Origin of the sequence: Campylobacter sp. CFSAN093238 (assembly GCF_012898015.1) — a bacterium.
GTDB classification, from domain to species: domain Bacteria; phylum Campylobacterota; class Campylobacteria; order Campylobacterales; family Campylobacteraceae; genus Campylobacter_D; species Campylobacter_D jejuni.
The window spans coordinates 340,989-362,301 of sequence record NZ_CP040611.1; the positions used below are offsets into that span (position 1 = coordinate 340,989).

Sequence of the window (21,313 nt, forward strand, 5' to 3'; positions counted from 1 at the left end):
GATTATTTTAAATCGCCCCAATTTTTGGCGATACTTGAACTTGTTTTTAATTTTACTTTTAATTTTACTATATTTTCCATAATATCTCTAGTTTTTTTTACAAAATTTTCACACAAATCGTCTTTTACTTCAAAAATTAATTCATCATGAATTTGTAAAATAAGCTTTTTATCTTCATTTAATTCCTTATTGATTTCTAGCATTGCAAGCTTGATTACATCTGCTGCTGAGCCTTGCAAGCTTGAATTAATGCTTTCTCTTTCATACATGGCAATTTGCATAGGTTTTGCGTTTTCAAAATCAAAATAACGCTTGCGACCGCTTAAAGTAGTGATAAAGCCATTTTGTTTAGCTTCATTTTTAACTGTTTCAAAATATTTTTTAATACTAGTAAAATTTTCAAAATATTTTTCTATGTAAGATTTGGCTAAATTAGCTTCTATTTTTAAATTTTGACTTAAGGTTTTATAACCCATACCATAAATAAGTCCAAAATTTATACTTTTTGCAACACTTCTGGTTTCATAATTGCTTTCACCAAAAATCATTATTGCTGTTCTTGCGTGTATATCTTCATCATTGGCAAAAGCATTTAAAAGTTTTTCATCTTCGCTAAAATGTGCAAGTATTCTAAGTTCGATTTGAGAATAATCAAGAGAGATAAAACTAAATCCATCTTTAGCTACAAAGCAAGATTTATAATCTTTTGCATATTGTCCGTGTGCAGGGATGTTTTGCAAATTTGGATCCTTAGATGAAAGACGTCCTGTAGCGGTTCCAGTTTGTAAAAAACTTGAATAAATGCGTGAATTTTTATCTTTTAACGCTAGTTTTAACAAAGGTTCGCAATAAGTGGAATAAAGTTTGGCAAGTTCTCTATAATCTAAAATTTTAGCAATTACAGGATGTTTATCTAAAAGTATATTTAAAACTTTTTCATCGGTAGAATATCCTGTTTTTCCTTTTTTTCCGCTTGGGAGTTTGAGTTTTTCAAAAAGTATATCACCCATTTGTTTAGGTGAATTTAGATTAAATCTATCCTCGCAAAGAGTATAAATTTCTTCACTTAAATTTTTGATTTCATTTTCAAATTTTTTCATAAGGATTTCAAGTGCATTTGTATCAAGCTTTATGCCATTTTCTTCCATCATCATAATGATTTTAATGAAATCAAATTCGCAGTTTTTAGCAAGTTCTAATAAAGGAGTTTCAAGATTTTTTAAAAAATAAAGATAAAATCTTAAAGTGATATAAGCATCTTCTGCAGCGTATTTACAAGCTTTTTCAAGTTCTACACTTGCAAAATTTTCTCCTTTTTTAACAAGGCTTTCAAAATGCAAGGTTTCGTAATTAAAAAGTCTTAAGGCTAAATCATCCATATTTACTCTTAAAGAAGGATTTTTAAGCCATGCCAAAATCATTGTATCTGCGTATTTTTGAGGTAAATTTAAGTCAAAATTGTTTTGAATGATTTTAAAATCATATTTGAGATTGTGCCCTATAACAAAATGATTAAAGATTACTTCTATAGCTTTTTTGGCACTTTGCAATGAGATTTGCTCACCTACTCCAAGATAATTATGAGTTAAAGGCACGTAAAAGGCTTCATTTTCATTCATGCAAAAACTAAAACCAACAATTTTTGCTTCTTTAGTATCAAGTCCTGTGGTTTCGGTATCAAAAGCAATAATACTTTCTTTATCAAGGGTATTTAAAATTTCAAAAAGTTTGTTTTCATCTTGTACTAAAGTGGCTTTAAAACCTAAATTTTTATCTTTATTATCAGGATTTTGACGCAGTTTTTTAAGCAAAGTATTAAGTTCGTAATGTTCTAAAATTTCAAGTATTTTTAAAAGAGGTTCTTCATCAGGATAAGTGGCTTTTTCTATGAGATTTTGTACTTCTAAATTGTCATACAAAGAAGCTAATTTTTTGCTTAAAAATGCATTTTCCTTACCCTCTAAAAGCAAGTTACGACTTCTTTCGTTACGTACTAGGGTTAAATTTTCATAAATTCCCTCTATGCTACCAAACTCATCAAGCAAGGTTTTAGCTCCTTTTGCACCTATACCTTTAACGCCTGGAATATTATCAGAACTATCCCCACAAAGAGCTAAAAAATCTCTGATTTGATTAGGTTTTACTCCGTATTTTTCTAAACACGCTGCTTCATCATAGTCGTTTTTAGAAATAGGACTGTAAATGCTTGTTTTGCCATCTTTTATGAGTTGATAAAGATCTTTATCTTGAGTGATAATGCGTACAAAAATATCCCTATCTTCACAAGTTTTTACAAAAGAAGCGATGATATCATCGGCTTCATAACCTTCTTGAGAAACGCTTATAAAACCCATTTTTTCTATCATCTTTATGCAAATTGGAATTTGTTCTAGAAGTTCAGGCGGTGGTGGAGTGCGATTTTGTTTATAGTTTGGATCAATTTCACTACGAAAAGTTTTTCCTTTGGAATCTAATGCAAAAACAATATAATCACTTTTATATTCATTTTTTAAGTTATAAATAAAATTTGCAAAACCGCTAATCATTCCACTAGCTTGTCCTTGTGAATTTTTAAAACCTTTTAATGCGTAGTAAAGTCTGAAAAAAAATCCAAAAGTATCAATAATAGTTAAAGTTTTCATAATAATTTCTTCTTTTGATAAAATATATTTTTTGGTTATATTATTTCAAAATTTTGCTTAAAATGTCTCGAAATTTAAAGATATTTAAGCGAAAATACTTCAATTTTTAGTCATAATATCGAGTAGAGTAAAAATTTTATATGAATAATGTAAGGAAAATGTAATGACAAATCAGCAAATTGATGGAATTGCAGATAAGAATTTTAACACACCTGAAGGTAGAAAAGTTTTTAAAAAGGCAGTTTTTTCTTGCTGGTTGGGAACTGCTATGGAATATGCAGATTTTGCACTTTATGGTTTAGCAGCTGCAACAATTTTTTCCTGAGCAAACTCCAGTAATTGCACTTTTGCTTAGTTTTGTAACTTATGGCATAGGTTTTATTGCAAGACCTATTGGGGCTTTGTTTTTTGGTCATTTAGGTGATAAACACGGAAGAAAAAATGTTATGATGGCTACAATAGCTTTAATGGGAATTTCAACTACTCTGATAGGTTTTATCCCAAGTTATGCAGTGATTGGTGTTTGGGCGCCTATTTGTTTGGTTGCATTGCGTTTTATGCAGGGTTTTGGCGCAGGAGCTGAACTTTCAGGTGGAACAGTTATGCTAGGAGAATATGCTCCTAGCAAGAGAAGAGGGCTTGTTTCTTCTGTGATTGCTTTAGGATCAAATAGTGGAACTTTGCTTGCGTCTTTTGTATGGCTTTTGATGGTACAAATGGATGAAGCAAGTTTTAAAGAATGGGGCTGGAGAGTTCCTTTTATGGGAAGTATTTTAATCGCTCTTTTTGCTGTATATATTCGTTTTCATGTCAAAGAAACCCCTGTTTTTGAAAAGCAAAAAAATGAAATGATGAAATTGCGTCTTAATAACGAAAAGCATATGAAAAAAGATGAAAGAAGTTTTTGGCAAAGAAGTCGTGCTTTTTGGACTATGGTGGGCTTAAGAATAGGCGAAAATGGACCTTCTTATCTTGCGCAAGGTTTTATTGTAGGTTATGTGACTAAAATTTTACTTTTAGACAAATCAGTAGCTACTACAGCGGTAATGATAGCTTCATTGGTAGGGTTTTTAGTTATTCCTTTGGCGGGTTATTTAAGTGATAAATTTGGAAGATGTATTACTTATAGAATGTTTTGTTTGCTTTTAATGATTTATGCTTTTCCTGCTTTTATGCTTTTAGATAGTAAAAATGAAATTATTGTGATTTTAACTATTATTGTAGGTATGTCTTTAGCATCTTTAGGGATTTTTGGTGTGCAAGCGGCTTGGGGTGTGGAGCTTTTTGGGGTAAAAAACCGTTATACAAAAATGGCTTTTGCTAAGGAGCTAGGTTCTATTCTTTCAGGAGGAACAGCGCCTATGGTGGCTTCTGCTTTGCTTGCATATTATGGCGCTTGGTGGCCTATCGCGACATATTTTGTATTAACTGCAGGTATAGGTTTTGCGACTACATTTTTTGCGCCAGAAACTAGAGGTAGAGATTTAAATAAAATAGAAGATGCGATATGAGACTTATCTTAGACACGGACATAGGCAATGCTATTGCAGGAGCAAATACTGATGATGGTTTAGCACTTGCTTTGATTTTGTCATCTAAAGAAATCAAACTTGAAATGCTAAGCACAGTTTGCGGTAATGTTCCAAGCCTTGTTGCCTATAGTGTGGCTAAGGATTTATTTAAACGTTTAAATTTAAATATCCCCGTTTATTTGGGAGCGAATGAAGCCCTAAAAGAACCAAGTAAAGCTTGGCGTCAAAGACTTGATGAAAGTGTTAAAAATTTTAAACTTGAATATCTTTGGGAAAATATAAAAAGTCCTGAAATTTTAGAAAATATAAATCCTGATGCGATTTTTAAAATGGGTGAGTTGGTGAGTAAAAATCCTAAAGAAATTTCTATTTGTGCGATAGGACCTTTGACAAATATCGCTATGACTATGAAAATTTTTAAAGATTTTGATATAAATCTTAAAGAGCTTTTTATTATGGGCGGCAGTTTTGATATGCCTTATTACACTAAAGATACAAATTTTGGTTTTGATCCTGAGGCGGCTAGTATAGTGCTAAATTCAAGAGCTAAAATTACACTCATACCTTATAATGCAACCATGCAGACTTTATTAACACACGAGGATTTAAAAGAGTTGCAAGGTAAGAATATTTTATGTGATTTTATCGTTGAAACTTTAGGTGTTTGGATTGATTATGCCTCTAAAACACGTGGTATAAAGGGAACTTGGATACATGATGCTTTAACGATAGCTTACGCATTAGATTCTAGTATTGCAGATTTTGATGAGTGTTATGCTGATGTTATTTGCGATAGTTCTTTGGCAAGAGGTATGAGTTGGCGTTGTTTTAAAGAACCAAAAATGAGTATGGGGGTGGATTTAAGCACTAAAAATTGTGTTAAAATTCTAAAAAATGTAGACAATGCAAAGCTTTTAAAACTTATAAAAGAGAGGTTTTTAAAAGGAGTTTGCTATGAAAATTATGAAAGCATAACGACTTAATTTTCCAAGTAAGATAAAAAATATAGTTTTTAAAAAAGAATATTTCGCAAAACCAAGTCCCAAGGCAAAAAGATCTCCTACTAAAGGTAAAAAAGTAAAAAAAGCAAATATACTTCCAAATTTAGCAAAATTAGCATTGAAATTTTCTAATTTTTTTAAGGATTTGCTAAAGTATTTTTCTAAAATTTTTTCTTTTCCAAAATACGCTAAAGCATAAGTACTTAAACTTCCTAAGGTATTACCCAAAGTGGCTACGATAAGTACCAAATTCGGAGTAAAATCAAGTTTTATAAAGCCTAAAACAAAGGCTTCACTTGCTAACGGTAATAGTGTGCTTGAAAGAAAACACACCATGAAAAGCCCCAAATAGCTAATATCATTATATAAAAAATCAAACATAAAATTATGATTTTTGTGTATTTTTAAGCTCTAAGTCTAGATAATATCCTGTGTAAGAACGGGTTTTTTTGTGTTCTTTAGCGACTTTTTCCACGCTTCCTGTGCTTATAACTTTTCCACCTTTAACTCCGCCTTCAGGCCCCATATCGATGATATAATCAGCATTTTTAATCACATCTAAATTATGTTCTATCACAAAAACAGAATTTTTAAGATCAACTAAATGTTGTAAAACTAAGATGAGTTTATTGACATCTTCAAAATGCAGTCCTGTTGTAGGTTCATCAAGTATATAAAGCGTTTTTCCTGTATCGCTACGGCTTAGTTCTTTAGCAAGTTTGATTCTTTGTGCTTCACCTCCACTTAAGGTGGTGGCATTTTGTCCTAGAGTTAGATAATCTAAACCCACTTTTACTAGAGTATCTAATTTTTGTTTGATTTTAGGAACGGCTGTAAAAAATTCACTCGCTTCTAAAACACTCATATTTAAAATTTCACTGATATTTTTGCCTTTATATTTGATTTCTAGCGTGGCATCATTGTAGCGTTTGCCCTCGCAAGTATCACAAACTACCATAACATCAGGTAAAAAATGCATTTCTATTTTGATTTCTCCATCTCCGCTACATTTCTCACATCTTCCACCCTTGACATTAAAAGAAAAGCGTCCAGCTTTATAACCACGCATTTTGGCTTCTTTAGTGGCGGCAAAAAGATTTCTGATTTCATCCATAGCACCTGTATAGGTGGCAGGATTTGAACGTGGTGTGCGCCCAATTGGGCTTTGATCAAGATAAATGACTTTATCAAGTTTTTCAAGTCCTTCTATTTGTACTCCGCCAAGTTTTTTAACTTTTTTCGCACGGTTTAATTCCTCTTGTGCAAAAGGAAGTAGGGTTTGAAGTATCAAAGAGCTTTTTCCAGAACCTGAAACTCCTGTTATAGCGACTAAATTTTGCAAAGGAAATTTTACGCTTAAATCTTGGATATTGTTAATATTTACATTTTTAAGCTCAAGCCATTCTTTCTGTGTTCTGTTTTGAAGTTGTGAAATTTGTTTTTTACCATTCATATAAAGTGCAGTTTCGCTTTTGCTTTTTAAAAGTTCTTTATAAGTTCCACTAAATACAACCTCACCCCCAAATTTTCCTGCTTTTGGACCAATATCTACAATAAAATCTGCTTCTTCTATGGTCATTTTATCATGCTCTACGACAATTAGGGTATTGCCCTTTTGTTGTAAATTTCTTAAAGTTTTAATCAGTTTTGCAGTATCTCTTTCATGAAGTCCTATGCTAGGCTCATCTAAAACATACATCACTCCGCTTAAACCACTGCCAATTTGTGAAGCTATGCGGATTCTTTGTGCTTCACCCCCACTAATCGTTCTTGCATCGCGCCCTAAAGAAAGATAACCTAGCCCCACATCATACAAGAAAAACAATCTTTCGTTGATTTCTTTTAGGATAGGTTTAGAAATAAGTTTTTGTTGCTCGCTTAAATAAGAAAAATTTTTCTCATCTGCAAAAAAAGCCGTACTATCTTCTATGCTCATATCTAAAATTTCACCCAAGCTTTTTTTGGCTACTTTCACGGCTAAACTTTCGGGTTTTAAACGATGCCCACCGCAGTCTTTACAAATTTTTTCACTCATATATTCAGCTAAATCTTTTTCATCTTTTAGCATTTCATAAGCCATTTTAACCACGCCTTCAAAAGTGCGTTTTAGGCGATTTCTTTTCCAAAGAAATTCTATAGTTTTGGCATTACCATACAATACAAGACGTTTTTGTTCTTCGTTTAATTGCATAAAAGGTATTTTGATAGGAATTTCATTTTGCTCGCAAAAGGCGATTAGGAATTTATAATAATAACTTTTATTAAAACCATACATGATTTTAACAGCACCGTTTTCGAGACTTAAATTTTCATCGATGATTTTTTTCATATCTAAAGTATAACGAATTCCAAGTCCATCGCAAGCTTCACATGCTCCTTTTGGAGAATTAAAAGAAAAGCTTAAAGGCTCGAGTGGAACAAAGGAAATTTTACAATCAAAACAAGCTGAATGCTCGCTAAAATGATAGTGTTTATTAAGGTTTATTTCCTCATGATTTAAAACTTCTATTTCTATTTCTCCAAAGCTTTCTTGTAAGCCTTTTTCTATATCGCTTGCAAGACGAGAAAGTAAATCTTCTTGAATTTCAAGCCTATCTATGACAAGTTTAATGGTGTGTTTTTTGGTTTTGGCTAGTTCAATTTCTTCATCAAGTCTTACCAAAACTCCATCAATTTGAGCTCTTACATAGCCTTTGTTGCGTAAATTTTCAAGCAAATCTGCATAAGTTCCTTTTTTTTCTCGTATGAGTGGGGCGTAGATGATGATTTTTGCACCTTTTGGAAATTTTAAAATTTCACTGACTATATCACTTACACTCATAGATGAAATTTTTTGTCCGCATTGATGACAATGTTGAATGCCAACTCTTGCGTATAAAAGTCTTAGATAATCATAAATTTCAGTGATGGTTCCTACAGTAGAGCGTGGATTTTTAGAAGTAGTTTTTTGATCTATGGCAATGGCTGGAGTTAAACCTTCGATTTTATCGACATCAGGTTTGCCTACCTTATCTAAAAATTGTCTGGCGTAAGCACTTAAACTTTCTATATAACGGCGTTGTCCTTCAGTATAAAGAGTTCCAAAAGCAAGGGTTGATTTTCCACTTCCGCTCAGTCCTGTAAAAACAATGAGTTTGTTTTTGGGAATTTCAAGGTGGATATTTTTTAGGTTATTTTCTCTTGCGCCAATGATTTTTATGGTATCGTTCATAGTCTTTCCTAAACATTAAATAAATTTAAGATTTTAGCATAATAATATTAAAAGAACTTGGATAAATCCAAGTTAAAAATTTATAAAATTTAGCTTATTAAGCAAAGAGTGGGTGGTTCCAAGTATTGATAAGGTATATACGCAAAGTAAAATTTTTCTATGAGCTGAAATATGCATTTTTTCTATGATTTTAATTCCTATAAAAACTCCAACCATAGAAGCTATACCTACTAGTATTCCTTTATGAATAACTTCAGAGTCTATAACTCCAGAATTTGAAAAAGATATAATACCAGAGACTGAAGCAAAAATAACAAAAAACAAGGATAAGGAAACAACTTTTTTACTATCATAGCCTAAAAAATAAGCTAAAATCGGAGCAATTAAAAGTCCGCCACCAATTCCCAAAGAAATAGCAAAAATACCAGTAAAAGCTCCAGCAATAAATAAAATGACATTCTTTACCCAAACGCTTCTTTGATTTTGCACAATGTTTTCTTTAATTCCAAAAGCATATTTGATAAAAAATATACAACTTACCGCCAAAAATACGCTAGTAAGAGCTACATCACTTAAAGCTTTTAAAAGCATTCCGCTAAAGCTTGCCCCTATGAGCCCTCCAAAACCTATCATAATACCATCTTTAAGATTTAGATTTTTTTTCTTATAATTAATATAAGAGCCAAAAACTGCTGCAAAAATCATTTGCAATACTGAAATTCCGATAGCATGGTGAGCACTTGCTCCAAGTGCGAACATAGAAGGAACGATAATCATACCTCCACCAATGCCAAAAAGTCCAGAAGCAATACCTGAAATGATTCCTATGATTAGATAAGGTAAATCTGTGATTTCCATAGCTTTTCCTAAAAAATATTAAATATTTCAAATACGGAATAATTTTATCTTATTAAGCTAAGTATTATCTTAGTTTTTTATAACAATAGAATATTTTTTTGGTAACTTTAAGCATCGTAAAAATGTTTCAAAATATTATAAAATATAAAGATTTTATAATATTTATTTTAAATTTAAAGCAAAATTTATATTTATTGATTAAAATTAATTAAGACTTTAAAAATTTTCATAAAAGTCTTAATTTTTGAAATATTTTATAAGAAAGGTAAAAGATGAGTGAAAATGATTTTTTTAGTAATTCTTTGATTTTAAAACTTACACACACTCTTCGCTCTTGGCGTTTCTAAACTTCTTTTTATCTAAATTTTTTCTTTAATATTATTTTAATTTATTTTTTTTAAAAAAAGGTTTATTATGTTTGTTAAAAATGTAAATTTTTATTACAGACAAATCCTTGAAAAATTTGAAAATTCTTATTTTGCAGAGGATTTGACTAAGGTAATTATAGGGATTGATTGTGATTATTTAGATGCTAATGAATTATCCTTTAGCGAGTTTAAGGCAAAATATTATGAAGCTTTAAGCAAGAATAAAATTTGCGACTTTGCTGGATTTTTTGGAGTTTTTAGTGCAAATTTTGTATCTTTGTTTGAAAAAATTCCACTTTCTTCTAAGAAAAATTATGATTTTCCTTTATTTTTATTTGCCAATGCTAAAGCTTATTTGATTTATGAGAAAAATAGCAAGATGTTTTTTAAATTTGGTGCTTCAAAATATTTTGAATATTTAAAAGATGATATTGAACCAATGAAAAAGAAACAAAAAAATGATTTTGAAATTTTAAATTCTTTAGAAGATGAAAAAAATGATTTTTTAAAAATGTGCGAAAAAGCCAAAGAATATCTTTTAAGTGGAGATATTTTTCAAGTGGTCTTAAGTAAGCAACTTTGTATCAAACATCAAGTAAATGCTTTTGATTATTATGAGAATTTAAGTGCTTTAAATCCAAGCGCTTATATGTTTTATTTTCCAAGTAAATATGGTGTTGTTTTGGGTTCTTCTCCAGAGTTTTTATTGAAAATTAAAAAAAGAGAGATTTATTTAGCCCCTATTGCTGGAACTAGAAATTTGGAAAATAACTGTGATCTTTTAGCTTTAGAAAAAGATCTTTTAAGTGATGAAAAAGAACTTAGTGAACATAAGATGCTTGTAGATTTAGCAAGAAATGATGCTTCTAAATTTGGCACTCAAACAAGAGTGGAAAATCTTTTTTCTATTATTAAAAATAAATTTGTAATGCACATAGTGAGTGAAGTGTATGCCAATATGAAAGAAGATGCGAGTATTTTTGATGTGATTGAAGCAGTTTTTCCAGCGGGAACTTTAAGCGGAGCTCCTAAAATAAGAGCTTTAGAGATCACTAGCGAGCTTGAAGATTGCGATCGTGGAATTTATGGTGGTGCGGTAGGATTTTTAAATTTTAACGAAGACATAACTTTAGCGATTTTAATCCGTTGCGCTTTTTTTACTCAAGATAAGGCTTATTTGGCAAGTGGGGCGGGTATTGTTTTGCAAAGTGAGAGTCAAAAAGAATATGCAGAAATTTGTGCTAAACGCAAGGCGCTTTTGGTAGCTTTTGAAAATTTAAAAAAGGAAAATCAATGATACTTTTAATTGATAATTATGATTCTTTTGTTTTTAATGTTAAAAGCATGTTAGAGCAACTCAGCAATGATGAAATTTTAGTAAGAAGAAATGATGCAATTTCTCTGAGTGAAATTAAAAATTTAAATCCTACTCATATTATTTTAAGTCCTGGTCCAAAGCATCCAAGTCAAAGTGGGATTTGTCTTGAAATTTTTAAAGCAAGGCTTAATATCCCTGTTTTGGGCATTTGCTTAGGACATCAAGCTTTAGCTTTAGCTTTTGATTCTTTAGTGGTTAAGATGCAAGAGCCTATGCATGCAAAAAATTCTTTGATAAAACAGTGCAGGGAAAATGAATTATTTTCTAATTTGCCTTCAAATTTTAGTGTAATGCGTTATCATTCTTTAGAGGTTAAACAGCTTAGTGATGAGCTTGAAATTTTAGCCCTTGATGAAAAGGGTGTGATTATGGCTTTGGGACATAAAAATTTACCTTATTATGGTGTGCAATTTCATCCTGAAAGCTATTTTAGTGAATATGGCTTACAACTTTTTTCTAATTTTTTAAAACAAGATATAAAAAAACCACAAAAACAAGAAAATCCTTTAAGTTTTTATTTGCAAAAAATGAGTGAAAATCATTTTTTACAAAGCGATGATTTTGAGCAAATTTGTAAGATTATTATGTCTAAAGATTATGAAATTTTACAAGTAGCGGCTTTGTTGATTTTAATCACTGAAAAGTCTTTAAACGAAAAATCTTTAAGTGCTTTTGTAAGACAAATTTTAAGATATTCTCAAACTTTTAGTGATGAGAGTGAGATGATTGATATTTGTGGAACAGGTGGAGATGGTTTTAAAAGTATCAATGTTTCTACGACTAGTGCTTTTATTTTAGCAGCTTTAGGAGTAAAAGTAGCCAAACACGGAAATCGTGCCATTTCAAGTTCTAGCGGAAGTACAGATGTGTTAGAAGCTTTAAATATAACTACTCCAAACACTTTAGAATCAGTTTTAAAACAACTAAATAATCAAGGGCTTAGTTTTTTACATGCTCCATTTTTTCATCCTTTAGTAGGAGAACTTAAAGAGATCAGATCAAGACTTGGAGTAAGAACGGTTTTTAATGTTTTAGGTCCTTTATTGCACCCTAATTTAAAGTTAAAATATCAACTTATGGGAAATTATCACGCACCTGTGCATAGGCTTTTGATAGAGGTTTTAAAAAATTTAGGACGCAAAAAAGCTTTAGTGGTAAGAGGAAATGATGGTATGGATGAGCTTAGTATTTGCGATGAAAGTAAAATTTATGAGCTTTGTGAAGGAGAAATTTTAGAGTATTCTATCTGTCCTGAACAATTTGGTTTTAAAAGAGCTTTTCATAGTGAAATCATAGGATCTAGTGCATATGACAACGCTAAAGATTTAAAAGATATTTTAAGCGGTAGAATGCAAGGGGCAAAATTTGATTTGGTAGTTTTAAATGCTATGTTTGCACTTTATACAGCCAATAAAGCAAGTTCGCCTTTAGTGGCTAAAGATATGATTTTAGAAGCCATTTATTCAGGTAAGGTTATAGAATATTTTAAGGAGTATCAAGCTTATGCTAAAGCTTAAAATTTGTGGTATTAAAGATGAAAAAAATGCCAAAGATTTAGCTTTTTTAAATATTGATTTTTTTGGACTTATTTTTGCTAAAAGTCCAAGAAGAGTGAGTTTAGAACAAGCAAGAAATTTAAGTGCAATTTTTCATGAAAAAGATAAAAAAGTTGTCGGTGTTTTTGTAGATGAAAATTTGGAACAAATTTTAAGATGTATTAAAGAAGCTAAGCTTGATGGGATACAAATTTATCGCACTATTACCAAAGAAGAATTTGAAATTTTAAAGGTGCAAAATGTTTTTGTTTGGCAGGTGATTAGTGTGGAAAATAGTTTAGATTTAAAAAGTGAAATTTTTGCTAATTTAGTACTTTTTGATGCTAAGGGAATTTTAAAGGGCGGTAATGGAATAAGTTTTGATTGGACTTTATTAGGTTCTTATACTAAAGATTTTATATTAGCCGGAGGCATAGGTTTGGATAATGTTCATAAGGCTGTACAAACGGGAGCTAAAATTTTAGATCTTAATTCAAAACTTGAAGATGAAAAAGGCTTAAAAGATATCAACAAAATAAAACAAATTTTAAAGGAGTTGAAAAAATGAAAAAAGCGTATTATGGGGATTTTGGTGGGCAGTTTTTGCCTGAAAGTGCAATGTTTGCTTTAAATGAGCTAGAAGGTGCTTTTTTGAAATTTTCTAAAGATAAACTCTTTAAAAAAGAATTAAACGAGCTTTTAAAAACTTATGTAGGGCGTCCTACTCCACTTTATTTTGCTAGAAATTTAAGCAAAAAATATCAGCATGAAATTTATTTAAAACGCGAGGATTTAAATCATACCGGAGCACATAAAATCAATAATGCCATCGCTCAAGCCCTTTTAGCAAAAAAAATGGGAAAGAAAAAAATCATAGCAGAAACAGGAGCAGGTCAACACGGGCTTGCAACAGCCACTGCAGCAGCACTTTTAGGACTTGAATGTGAAATTTATATGGGGGCAACCGATGTGCAAAGACAGGCTTTAAATGTTTATAAAATGGAGCTTTTGGGTGCTAAAATTCATGCAGTACAAAGTGGGCTTAAAACTCTAAAAGAAGCTACTACTGCGGCTATTCAAGCTTGGGTTGGAGATATTAAAAATATTTTTTATGTGGTTGGAAGTGCGGTAGGTCCTTATCCTTATCCTAAAATGGTAATGCATTTTCAAAGTATTATAGGAAAAGAATGCAAAATGCAACTTCAAAAACTCAATAAAAAAGTAGATTATATTATCGCAGCTGTTGGGGGTGGAAGCAATGCAGCTGGGATTTTTTATGATTTTATCAAAGATGAAAATGTTAAACTTATAGGTATTGAAGCAGGGGGGCTTGGCATTGATACGCCTTATCATGCAGCGACTTTAAATAAGGGAAAAACAGGCATTATTCACGGTATGAAAACCAAGGTTTTACAAGATGATTTAGGCAATATCTTGCCTGTACATAGTGTTTCTGCAGGGCTTGATTATCCAGGAATTGGTCCTTTGCATGCTTTTTTATTTGAAAGCAAAAGAGCGCAATATCATGCTATAAGTGATGAAGAATGTATGCAGGCTTTAAAATTACTTTGTAAAGAAGAAGGTATTATTGCAGCGATTGAAAGTTCGCATGCTTTGGCATTTTTAGAAAAACTTTGTCCAACTTTAAAAAAGAAAAGCGTGATAGTAGTAAATCTTTCAGGCAGGGGAGATAAAGATATGCAAATGATTAGAGATTATAAAAAAGGGGTGATTTATGGTTGATTTTAGAAAATTTTATAAAGAAAATGCAAATGTGGCTTATACGGTTTTAGGTTATCCAAATCTTCAAACAAGTGAAGCTTTTTTGCAAAGATTGGATCAAAGCCCTATTGATATTTTAGAACTTGGTGTTGCTTATAGTGATCCTATTGCCGATGGTGAGATTATTGCAGATGCGGCAAAAATAGCTCTTGATCAAAGCGTGGATATTCATAGTGTTTTTGAGCTTTTAGCTAGGATAAAAACTAAAAAAGCTTTGGTTTTTATGGTTTATTATAATTTAATTTTTTCTTATGGCTTGGAAAAATTTGTGAAAAAAGCAAAATCTTTAGGGATTTGTGCTTTGATTGTACCTGAATTAAGTTTTGAAGAAAGTGATGATTTAATTAAAGAGTGTGAAAGATATAATATAGCTTTAATCACACTTGTAAGCGTTACAACCCCTAAAGAAAGGGTTAAAAAGTTAGTAAAACATGCTAAAGGTTTTATTTATTTATTAGCAAGTATAGGTATTACAGGTACGAAAAGTGTCGAAGAAGCAATCTTGCAAGATAAAGTAAAAGAAATCAGATCTTTTACAAATTTGCCTATTTTTGTAGGTTTTGGTATTCAAAATAATCAAGATGTAAAAAGAATGAGAAAAGTTGCTGACGGAGTGATTGTAGGAACTAGTATAGTAAAGTGTTTTAAACAAGGAAATTTGGATATAATAATGAAAGATATTGAAGAAATTTTCAAAAAATAAAATTTTAAAACATATTTTTATTTTATATTTACTATAATTTTAAATTAAGTTTTTTATAAAGGTGGTAGTTATGTTAAAGATTCTTGAGTATTCCATCACTCATTTTTGCGAGCATATCTTAAGACTTCGCATTGAAGCAGCTCAAGATATAAGCGGTGAACTTTATGGAGCGAGTATTCCTATCATGGGCAAAAGCGAAGGAGAATGTAATTTTTATTTATTTTTTCCAAAAGAATTTTTAAAAAAAATTGCAGAAATTTTAATTAATGATGAAAAATTTAAAGAAGATGACTGGTGCGATTTAACTAAAGAATGTGCCAATCAGATTATAGGTTATGCTAAAAATTTGTTAAATGATGCCAAGGGTGATGACGAGTATAAACTCGGAATTCCGGAATATTTAGGAAAAGTTGATTTTTCTGAAATAGTTCTAGATGAAGCTTTAACTTATAAATTTGAAAATTGTTATTTTAGAATAGGATATTGCAAATAATGAGCGATGATATAGAGTTTAACATTCATCATGGGCTTTTACAATCTTATGAAGATATCTTAGATATTACAGTAGATTTTGTAAGCGAGCTTGGAACTACAAATATGAGTGTAGCGGAGCTTTTAAAACTTGAAGTAGGCTCGGTTATTGATCTTGAAAAGCCTGCTGGAGAAAGCGTTGAGCTTTATATCAATAAAAGAATTTTTGGTAAAGGCGAGGTTATGGTTTATGAAAAAAATCTCGCTATAAGAATTAATGAAATTTTGGATTCTAAGACTGTGCTTCAATACTTTAAAAAAGAAATTTAAATGAGATTGCTAGTATTATTTTTTTTAATTTTACCTTTATATAGTGTTGAGTTGATTAGTTATAATATCTACGATAGAAATGATCGAGTAGATTTAATGCTTTCTTTTGATAATGCCTATAATGGCAAGATTTCTCAAAAAAAAGAAAAAAATTTAACTCTTTTAACTTTTAGTGATTTAACGTATTCTAAAGATGAATTAAAAGAACTTAACTCTCAACTTGTAGATAAAATTAGTATTAGTTCTAAAAATAATAATACCTATATTATGCTACAAAACAAACAAAATATTAATTTAGAACTTAGTTCTATCAATGATAAATTTGGAGTAAGAATACGAGCTATAGAGCAAGGAAAAGCAAATATCGAATCTGTACCTACAACTACTGCGAATAATTCTCAAGAATTAATGCCTAAACCAAAAAGTACAAGTTTAGAAGGGTATGATTATACAAATTATATCTTAGTAATGCTGATTTTAGTTATTTTGTTAATAGTGCTTTGGTGGTTTAAAAAGACTATGGTTTATAAAAATAACAATGTTTCTAGAGATTTTACTATGATTTTCCAAAGATTTTTAGATAAAAATAATCAACTTGTTGTTTTTGATCACGCTAATAAACGTTATACAATGATAATAGGTAATTCCAATGTGCTTTTAGAAAGTGTTGAAATTCCAGAGGAACAAATAATAAAACATACAGAAAAAACAGAGAAAAATTTTGATTCTTTTTTTGAAGAGAATAAAAAAAGAATTCAAAATCTTATAGAGCAGCGTCAAAAAGGTAAAAAATCTTAAATTTTTTGATTGATTGCTAATGCTATGGTAGCTGGTTTTGCAATTTTTTTGAGCTCATCTTTGGGTAAATTAAGAATTTTGTTTTCTTGATATATATAAAGAGTATTGTTTGCAAAAGCAAAATCAATCTTATCTTCATTTGTGCTTAAAGTTTTAGCTAGGCACAAAATAAAATTAAGCCATGAAATGGTATGAATATTGGGTAAAAGTTGTTTATAGGGTTCAAGATTATAGGGGTTAACTTTTTTTCCATTAAGCTTAATAATGCTAGCAATTAAAGCTTTTTCTTTATGTGAAAATCCATAATTTAATCCACCTAGTACAAAATGAGCAGAGTGTTCATTAGCAAAATAGAAATTTAAATATTCTCCAATATGGCATAATTTAGCAGCATTTAGTAAAGTATGCTTATAGTTATCGTTAAGTTTATGAAGATTTTTAAGGGTTGTAAAAATTTGCAGAGCAAAATGTGGAGTTTTATTTTTTTGTTTTGATTGTAAAAATTTATCTTGTAAACATTTTAAACTAGGATTAAAATTTGGTGGAAAAGTGATTTTAGGACGAAGTAAATCTTGCAAATAAACTCCTTCTCTGATTCCAACCCCACTCGTGATAACTTGTTTGGCTTTTATTTTTTCCGCAATCTTTAAAAAAATAAATATACCCTCTTTAATGGTATCAAAACGATCCTTTTTTATGCCAAAATTGATTAAAGAGTCTAAGTTTGAATTAAAAATTTTTAAAATATGCCCTTTTTCTTCATCTAGCATATAGCGAAAATCATGTAAATTTTTCAGTGGATAGGAATTTTTTTGCATGATGGAATTAGATATTGCTCTTAAGCTTCCACCTATTGCAATAAGGTTTTGATTGCAAAATTCTTTAGGAATTTGTTCTAAAATTGGTTTTATAAATTCTTCTAAAGAATCCATTTTTCCAGTATCATAGAACAATTCTTTTAGCCTAACAGTGCCAATATCAAGAGATATGCAAGAAATAATTCTATTATTTTTTATTAAACACAATTCACTAGAACCACCACCTATGTCTAAAGTGGTTCCATCTTTAAAAGGACTTAATAAATTTAGAGCTGCAAGACCACCTAAGTAACTTTCGCTTTTTCCATCTATACAGCGTATATTTAAAGACAGATTATCTTTGATTCTTTTAATGAAATTTTTTGAATTTGGGGCATCTCTTAAGGCTGATGTGCCTACTATAAATATTTTTTTGCACTTATGCTTTAAAGCGCATTGTTTGAAAAAAGCTAAGGCATCTTCGGCTCTTTGCATGGCTTCTTCTTGGAGAATTTTGCCATTATTATAAGCATTTTCTCCAAGTCTTACTTTGCGTTTGTATTCGTAAGTTGTATAAAAACCATATCTAGAAGTTTTTTCAAAAATCACCATTCTAATGGAGTTTGAGCCAAGATCAACAACGGCTGTTTTTTTTGCCATTAAAATTCTCTATCTCTATGTTTGAGTTTTAATTCTTCTATAGTTTCTACATTATCAGGATCAGGAATGATACATTCATATGGGCAAGCAACAATACAGGCAGGCTCTGAAAAATCATTAACGCACTCTGAACAAAGATCAGGGTCTATTACATAAATTGGACTATTTTCATAAATAGCTTCATCAGGACATTCTTCTCTGCAAGCATCACAACATACGCAGTCTTTTGTAATTAAAAGAGACATCATAACCTTTCAAAAATTTAAAAAATAATTTTAGTTTATACAATAACCAAACTTAAATAAAATATAAAAATAGAAATAAAGATAAATTTTTTGCACCGAAGGTGCAAAATTGTTAAGATTTTTTAGGGAAGCAGAAACGGTATCCTCTACGACGAACTGTTTCTATGGTAGATATATTTAATGGTTTATCCATTTTTTGACGAATTTGATTGATAGCTACTTCGATAACATTTGGAGTTACTAGCTCAGGTTCTTCCCAGATGGCATCTAAAAGTTGTTCTTTGGATACAATTTGATCCGAATGTCTTGCTAAGTGCGTTAAAACTTCAAAAGGTTTTCCTTTAAGTTCTATATCTTGACCTTTATAAGTAATTTTTTCCTCATCTGGATCAATAACTAAGTCTTCAATTTTAATAACATTGGTTCCGCCAAGTCTTAGTCTTGCTTCAATTCTTGCGAGTAGAATATCAAAATCTAAAGGTTTTTTAACAAAATCATCAGCTCCAGCTTTCAAAGCTTTGATTTCTGTTTCTTTGTCTGTTTTTGAAGACATAATCATAACCGAAGTTCTTGGAGATTTATGCTTAATAGTGTTAACAAGTTCCGCTCCATCTCCATCAGGTAAAGTCCAGTTTGCTAAAACTAAATCATAATGTCTAATGCCGATAAAGTATTCTCCATCTTTAAAATTTTCAGAAGAATCAGTTTGATAACCAAATTCATTAAGATTGTCTATAATTGTTTTATTTAGGCTAATCTCATCTTCTATAACTAAAATTCTCATTTGTTCTATCCTTATTAAGAAAAATTTAAAGAATTATATCATAGCTTAAGTAAATGTTTAGATATCTTTAAAAAAAAATTAATATTTTTTTTTCAATTTAACCCCAACTGTAGCATTTTTTATTATATGGGGTTTGAAAATTTTTATGTTAAGATTGGTTAAATTAGGAAAATCTTTTTTTAAATTTAAGCTTACAAAGTCTAAAGACTCTTCAAGGGTGTAAAATTCTTCTTTTTTATACCATGTTTTAATTTTGGTAATTACCTCTGCATAATTTAAAAATTCATTTGCTTTAGCTTTAAGCTTGATAATAATTTTTTGTTTTTTTTTTCTTTCGAAATCTAATATACCAATAATACACTTAAAGTGAAATTTTATTTTTATATGACTTTGCATTCTTCTTTAAAAATCAATCTTTTAATATTAGGTAGATGTTTATATACTATAATAAAAGCGATAATGAAAACGGGTGCATGTGTATGAATTTCTAAGTCATAATTAAATATAAAAGAACTTATAACAAAAGCAAGTAACGCTGCCAAAGAAGCTAGCGAAGATATTTTAAAAATTTTTCCAATAACTACCCACACAATAAATGCTGTAAGCACTTCCAATGGAAGTAAAACTATCATAGCGCCTGCTCCTGTTGCTATGCCTTTCCCTCCTTCAAATAACAAGTAAATTGAAAAACAGTGTCCAAAAATAGCCAAAACTGCGACGCTCCAAAGCAAAGCTTGATCATAATGAAGAAATTTCAAGATTAGTAAAGGAATAGCTGCTTTTGCAAAATCTAAAATTATTGTAGCAATGGCAAGTTTTTTTGCTAGTTTGGGATTTTTTTCTTTTACTACTCTTAAAACATTGGTTGCTCCTATACTTTTTGAACCTTCTTTTTTGATATCAGTTTTAGCAAAAAATTTAGCTAGGATTAGCCCAAAAGGGATTGAACCTAAAAGATATATAAAAGCGTAAATTATTAAATTTTCCATAATATCCTTTTCAAATCATCTTAAAATTTTAAGATTTATAACTAAAAATTATATCTTATGAAAATAAATAAACAAAAAATAATTTTTAAGATAAAAATAGTATTAATTAATTGTAAATATTTTTTAATAATATTTATTTTTATTTAAGCTCTAAATGATTATTATTTTATTTTAATTTATCTTTAATAGGAGTTTATAAATGAAAGTAAAATCATTGCTAATCGCATCCTTAGTTGCTTTTTCAAGCTTAAATGCTGCAAGTCTTATAGATGAAGCTAAAAATTCAGGTCTTGTTGCCTTACCAAAAGATCAAAAAGGCGTTGATGAAATTTTAAAACAAAATGGAGTAAAGGCTAGTGAATTTACTCTTGAAAAAGCAGAGCTTGGCAAAAAGCTCTATTTTGAACCACGTCTTTCAAAAAGTGGTATCATTTCTTGTAATACCTGTCATAATGTAGGACTTGGTGGAACAGATGGAATCAGTACTGCAATAGGTCATAAATGGACAGCAAATCCTCATCATTTAAATTCACCAACAGTTTATAATGCAGTTTTAAATAATACTCAATTTTGGGATGGTCGTGCAGGAACATTAGCCGATCAAGCTAAAGGTCCAATCCAAGCTGATCCTGAAATGGCAACTCCTGCTAAACTTGCAGTAGAAAAAATTTCATCTTTGCCTGAATATGTGAGTGAGTTTAAAAAAATCTATGGTAAAAGCGGTGTAAATTTTGACAATATTGCTGATGCAATTGCAAATTTTGAAAGAACTTTGATCACTCCATCTCGTTTTGATAAATTTTTAGAAGGCGATGAAAAAGCTTTAACAAAAGAAGAACAAAAAGGCTTAAAGCTTTTTATAGATAAAGGTTGTGTAGCTTGTCATAATGGTGTGAATTTAGGTGGCAATATGCAAGCGTTTGAAGTTGCTGGTAAATATAAATTTGCAAATTTAGGTGATTTTAAAGGTGATGCAAATGGCATGGTAAAAACTCCAACTTTAAGAAATGTTGCTGAAACTGCTCCATATTTTCATAATGGTGCGATTTGGAATTTAAAAGATGCTATTAAGGAAATGGGTAGTGTGCAACTTGGCATTAAAATTTCTGATAAAGAAGCAAAAAGTATTGAAACTTTCTTAAAATCTTTAACAGGAACAAAACCAGCAATTGTTTATCCACAACTTCCTATTTCTACTGAAAAAACTCCTAAACCTGAACTATAAGGTT

Annotated in this window: 20 protein-coding genes and 1 pseudogene; 12 read left to right on the forward strand and 9 right to left on the reverse strand. The window is 30.3% G+C overall.

Features of this window, described 5'->3' with window-relative positions:
* Positions 1-2: 2 nt before the first annotated feature.
* Positions 3-2,642 carry a DNA polymerase I gene (gene polA, locus FBF21_RS01860; RefSeq protein WP_002869733.1) on the reverse strand — a complete coding sequence of 880 codons (2,640 nt, stop codon included), beginning with the start codon at positions 2,640-2,642 and terminating at the stop codon, positions 3-5.
* A gap of 163 nt (positions 2,643-2,805) precedes the next feature.
* On the opposite strand from polA, the pseudogene FBF21_RS01865 reads away from it, so the two are divergent.
* Positions 2,806-4,153: pseudogene (locus FBF21_RS01865) on the forward strand (MFS transporter).
* Positions 4,150-5,157, forward strand: a complete 1,008-nt coding sequence (locus tag FBF21_RS01870) for a nucleoside hydrolase (protein WP_002869734.1) — start codon at positions 4,150-4,152, stop codon at positions 5,155-5,157. Before FBF21_RS01865 ends, FBF21_RS01870 begins: the two are co-directional and overlap by 4 nt.
* On the opposite strand, the gene FBF21_RS01875 is transcribed toward FBF21_RS01870, so the two are convergent.
* The 3 genes from FBF21_RS01875 to FBF21_RS01885 all read right to left on the reverse strand — a co-directional run bounded on the left by FBF21_RS01875 (position 5,113) and on the right by FBF21_RS01885 (position 9,244).
* The gene (locus FBF21_RS01875) at positions 5,113-5,556 is read right to left on the reverse strand and encodes a YqaA family protein (RefSeq protein ID WP_002868165.1); all 444 of its coding nucleotides are present in this window, start codon (positions 5,554-5,556) and stop codon (positions 5,113-5,115) included. The genes FBF21_RS01870 and FBF21_RS01875 overlap by 45 nt on opposite strands.
* A gap of 4 nt (positions 5,557-5,560) precedes the next feature.
* A complete protein-coding gene (gene uvrA / locus FBF21_RS01880) occupies positions 5,561-8,386 on the reverse strand; it encodes an excinuclease ABC subunit UvrA (RefSeq protein ID WP_002869735.1) in 2,826 nt (941 codons plus the stop codon).
* A gap of 72 nt (positions 8,387-8,458) precedes the next feature.
* A complete protein-coding gene (locus tag FBF21_RS01885) occupies positions 8,459-9,244 on the reverse strand; it encodes a sulfite exporter TauE/SafE family protein (protein WP_002869736.1) in 786 nt (261 codons plus the stop codon).
* Between the two features lie 122 nt (positions 9,245-9,366).
* Here FBF21_RS01885 and FBF21_RS01890 point away from each other — a divergent pair, with 122 nt between their 5' ends.
* The 9 genes from FBF21_RS01890 (at position 9,367) to FBF21_RS01930 (ending at position 16,609) form a co-directional block, all read left to right on the forward strand.
* Complete coding sequence (locus tag FBF21_RS01890; RefSeq protein ID WP_042635777.1) at positions 9,367-9,456, forward strand: hypothetical protein; 90 nt, start codon at positions 9,367-9,369, stop codon at positions 9,454-9,456.
* Positions 9,457-9,658: 202 nt separating this feature from the next.
* A complete protein-coding gene (locus FBF21_RS01895) occupies positions 9,659-10,909 on the forward strand; it encodes an anthranilate synthase component I family protein (protein WP_168985426.1) in 1,251 nt (416 codons plus the stop codon).
* Positions 10,906-12,507: an anthranilate phosphoribosyltransferase gene (gene trpD, locus FBF21_RS01900; protein WP_002868916.1), complete on the forward strand. Its 1,602-nt coding sequence runs from the start codon at positions 10,906-10,908 to the stop codon at positions 12,505-12,507. Before FBF21_RS01895 ends, trpD begins: the two co-directional genes overlap by 4 nt.
* Positions 12,494-13,093 carry an N-(5'-phosphoribosyl)anthranilate isomerase gene (locus FBF21_RS01905; protein WP_002859444.1) on the forward strand — a complete coding sequence of 200 codons (600 nt, stop codon included), beginning with the start codon at positions 12,494-12,496 and terminating at the stop codon, positions 13,091-13,093. The genes trpD and FBF21_RS01905 overlap by 14 nt, the downstream gene beginning before the upstream one ends.
* Positions 13,090-14,268 carry a tryptophan synthase subunit beta gene (gene trpB, locus FBF21_RS01910; RefSeq protein ID WP_002854204.1) on the forward strand — a complete coding sequence of 393 codons (1,179 nt, stop codon included), beginning with the start codon at positions 13,090-13,092 and terminating at the stop codon, positions 14,266-14,268. The genes FBF21_RS01905 and trpB overlap by 4 nt, the downstream gene beginning before the upstream one ends.
* Positions 14,261-15,010, forward strand: a complete 750-nt coding sequence (trpA, locus tag FBF21_RS01915; RefSeq protein WP_002875816.1) for a tryptophan synthase subunit alpha — start codon at positions 14,261-14,263, stop codon at positions 15,008-15,010. Before trpB ends, trpA begins: the two co-directional genes overlap by 8 nt.
* A 70-nt stretch (positions 15,011-15,080) precedes the next feature.
* A complete protein-coding gene (locus FBF21_RS01920) occupies positions 15,081-15,503 on the forward strand; it encodes a chemotaxis protein CheX (RefSeq protein WP_002854524.1) in 423 nt (140 codons plus the stop codon).
* Entirely contained in the window at positions 15,503-15,811 is a 309-nt protein-coding gene (fliN, locus tag FBF21_RS01925) for a flagellar motor switch protein FliN (protein ID WP_002824739.1), read from the forward strand. The genes FBF21_RS01920 and fliN overlap by 1 nt, the downstream gene beginning before the upstream one ends.
* Positions 15,812-16,609: a hypothetical protein gene (locus tag FBF21_RS01930; protein WP_002860291.1), complete on the forward strand. Its 798-nt coding sequence runs from the start codon at positions 15,812-15,814 to the stop codon at positions 16,607-16,609. It abuts the gene before it with no gap.
* On the opposite strand, the gene FBF21_RS01935 is transcribed toward FBF21_RS01930, so the two are convergent.
* The 5 genes from FBF21_RS01935 to plsY form a co-directional block, all read right to left on the reverse strand.
* Positions 16,606-18,066, reverse strand: a complete 1,461-nt coding sequence (locus FBF21_RS01935) for a Ppx/GppA phosphatase family protein (protein WP_002860290.1) — start codon at positions 18,064-18,066, stop codon at positions 16,606-16,608. The two genes, FBF21_RS01930 and FBF21_RS01935, sit on opposite strands and share 4 nt — an antisense overlap.
* Positions 18,066-18,311, reverse strand: a complete 246-nt coding sequence (locus FBF21_RS01940) for a YfhL family 4Fe-4S dicluster ferredoxin (protein WP_002854647.1) — start codon at positions 18,309-18,311, stop codon at positions 18,066-18,068. The genes FBF21_RS01935 and FBF21_RS01940 overlap by 1 nt, the downstream gene beginning before the upstream one ends.
* Positions 18,312-18,423: 112 nt before the next feature.
* Complete coding sequence (gene hsrA, locus FBF21_RS01945) at positions 18,424-19,095, reverse strand: homeostatic response regulator transcription factor HsrA (RefSeq protein ID WP_002857553.1); 672 nt, start codon at positions 19,093-19,095, stop codon at positions 18,424-18,426.
* A 78-nt stretch (positions 19,096-19,173) separates the two neighbouring features.
* Positions 19,174-19,491, reverse strand: a complete 318-nt coding sequence (locus FBF21_RS01950) for a dihydroneopterin aldolase (protein WP_002869738.1) — start codon at positions 19,489-19,491, stop codon at positions 19,174-19,176.
* Positions 19,476-20,084: a glycerol-3-phosphate 1-O-acyltransferase PlsY gene (plsY, locus tag FBF21_RS01955; protein WP_002860289.1), complete on the reverse strand. Its 609-nt coding sequence runs from the start codon at positions 20,082-20,084 to the stop codon at positions 19,476-19,478. The genes FBF21_RS01950 and plsY overlap by 16 nt, the downstream gene beginning before the upstream one ends.
* Before the next feature lie 199 nt (positions 20,085-20,283).
* Between plsY and FBF21_RS01960 the strand changes: the two genes are divergently transcribed.
* A complete protein-coding gene (locus FBF21_RS01960; RefSeq protein ID WP_002857587.1) occupies positions 20,284-21,309 on the forward strand; it encodes a cytochrome-c peroxidase in 1,026 nt (341 codons plus the stop codon).
* The last annotated feature ends 4 nt before the right edge of the window (positions 21,310-21,313 follow it).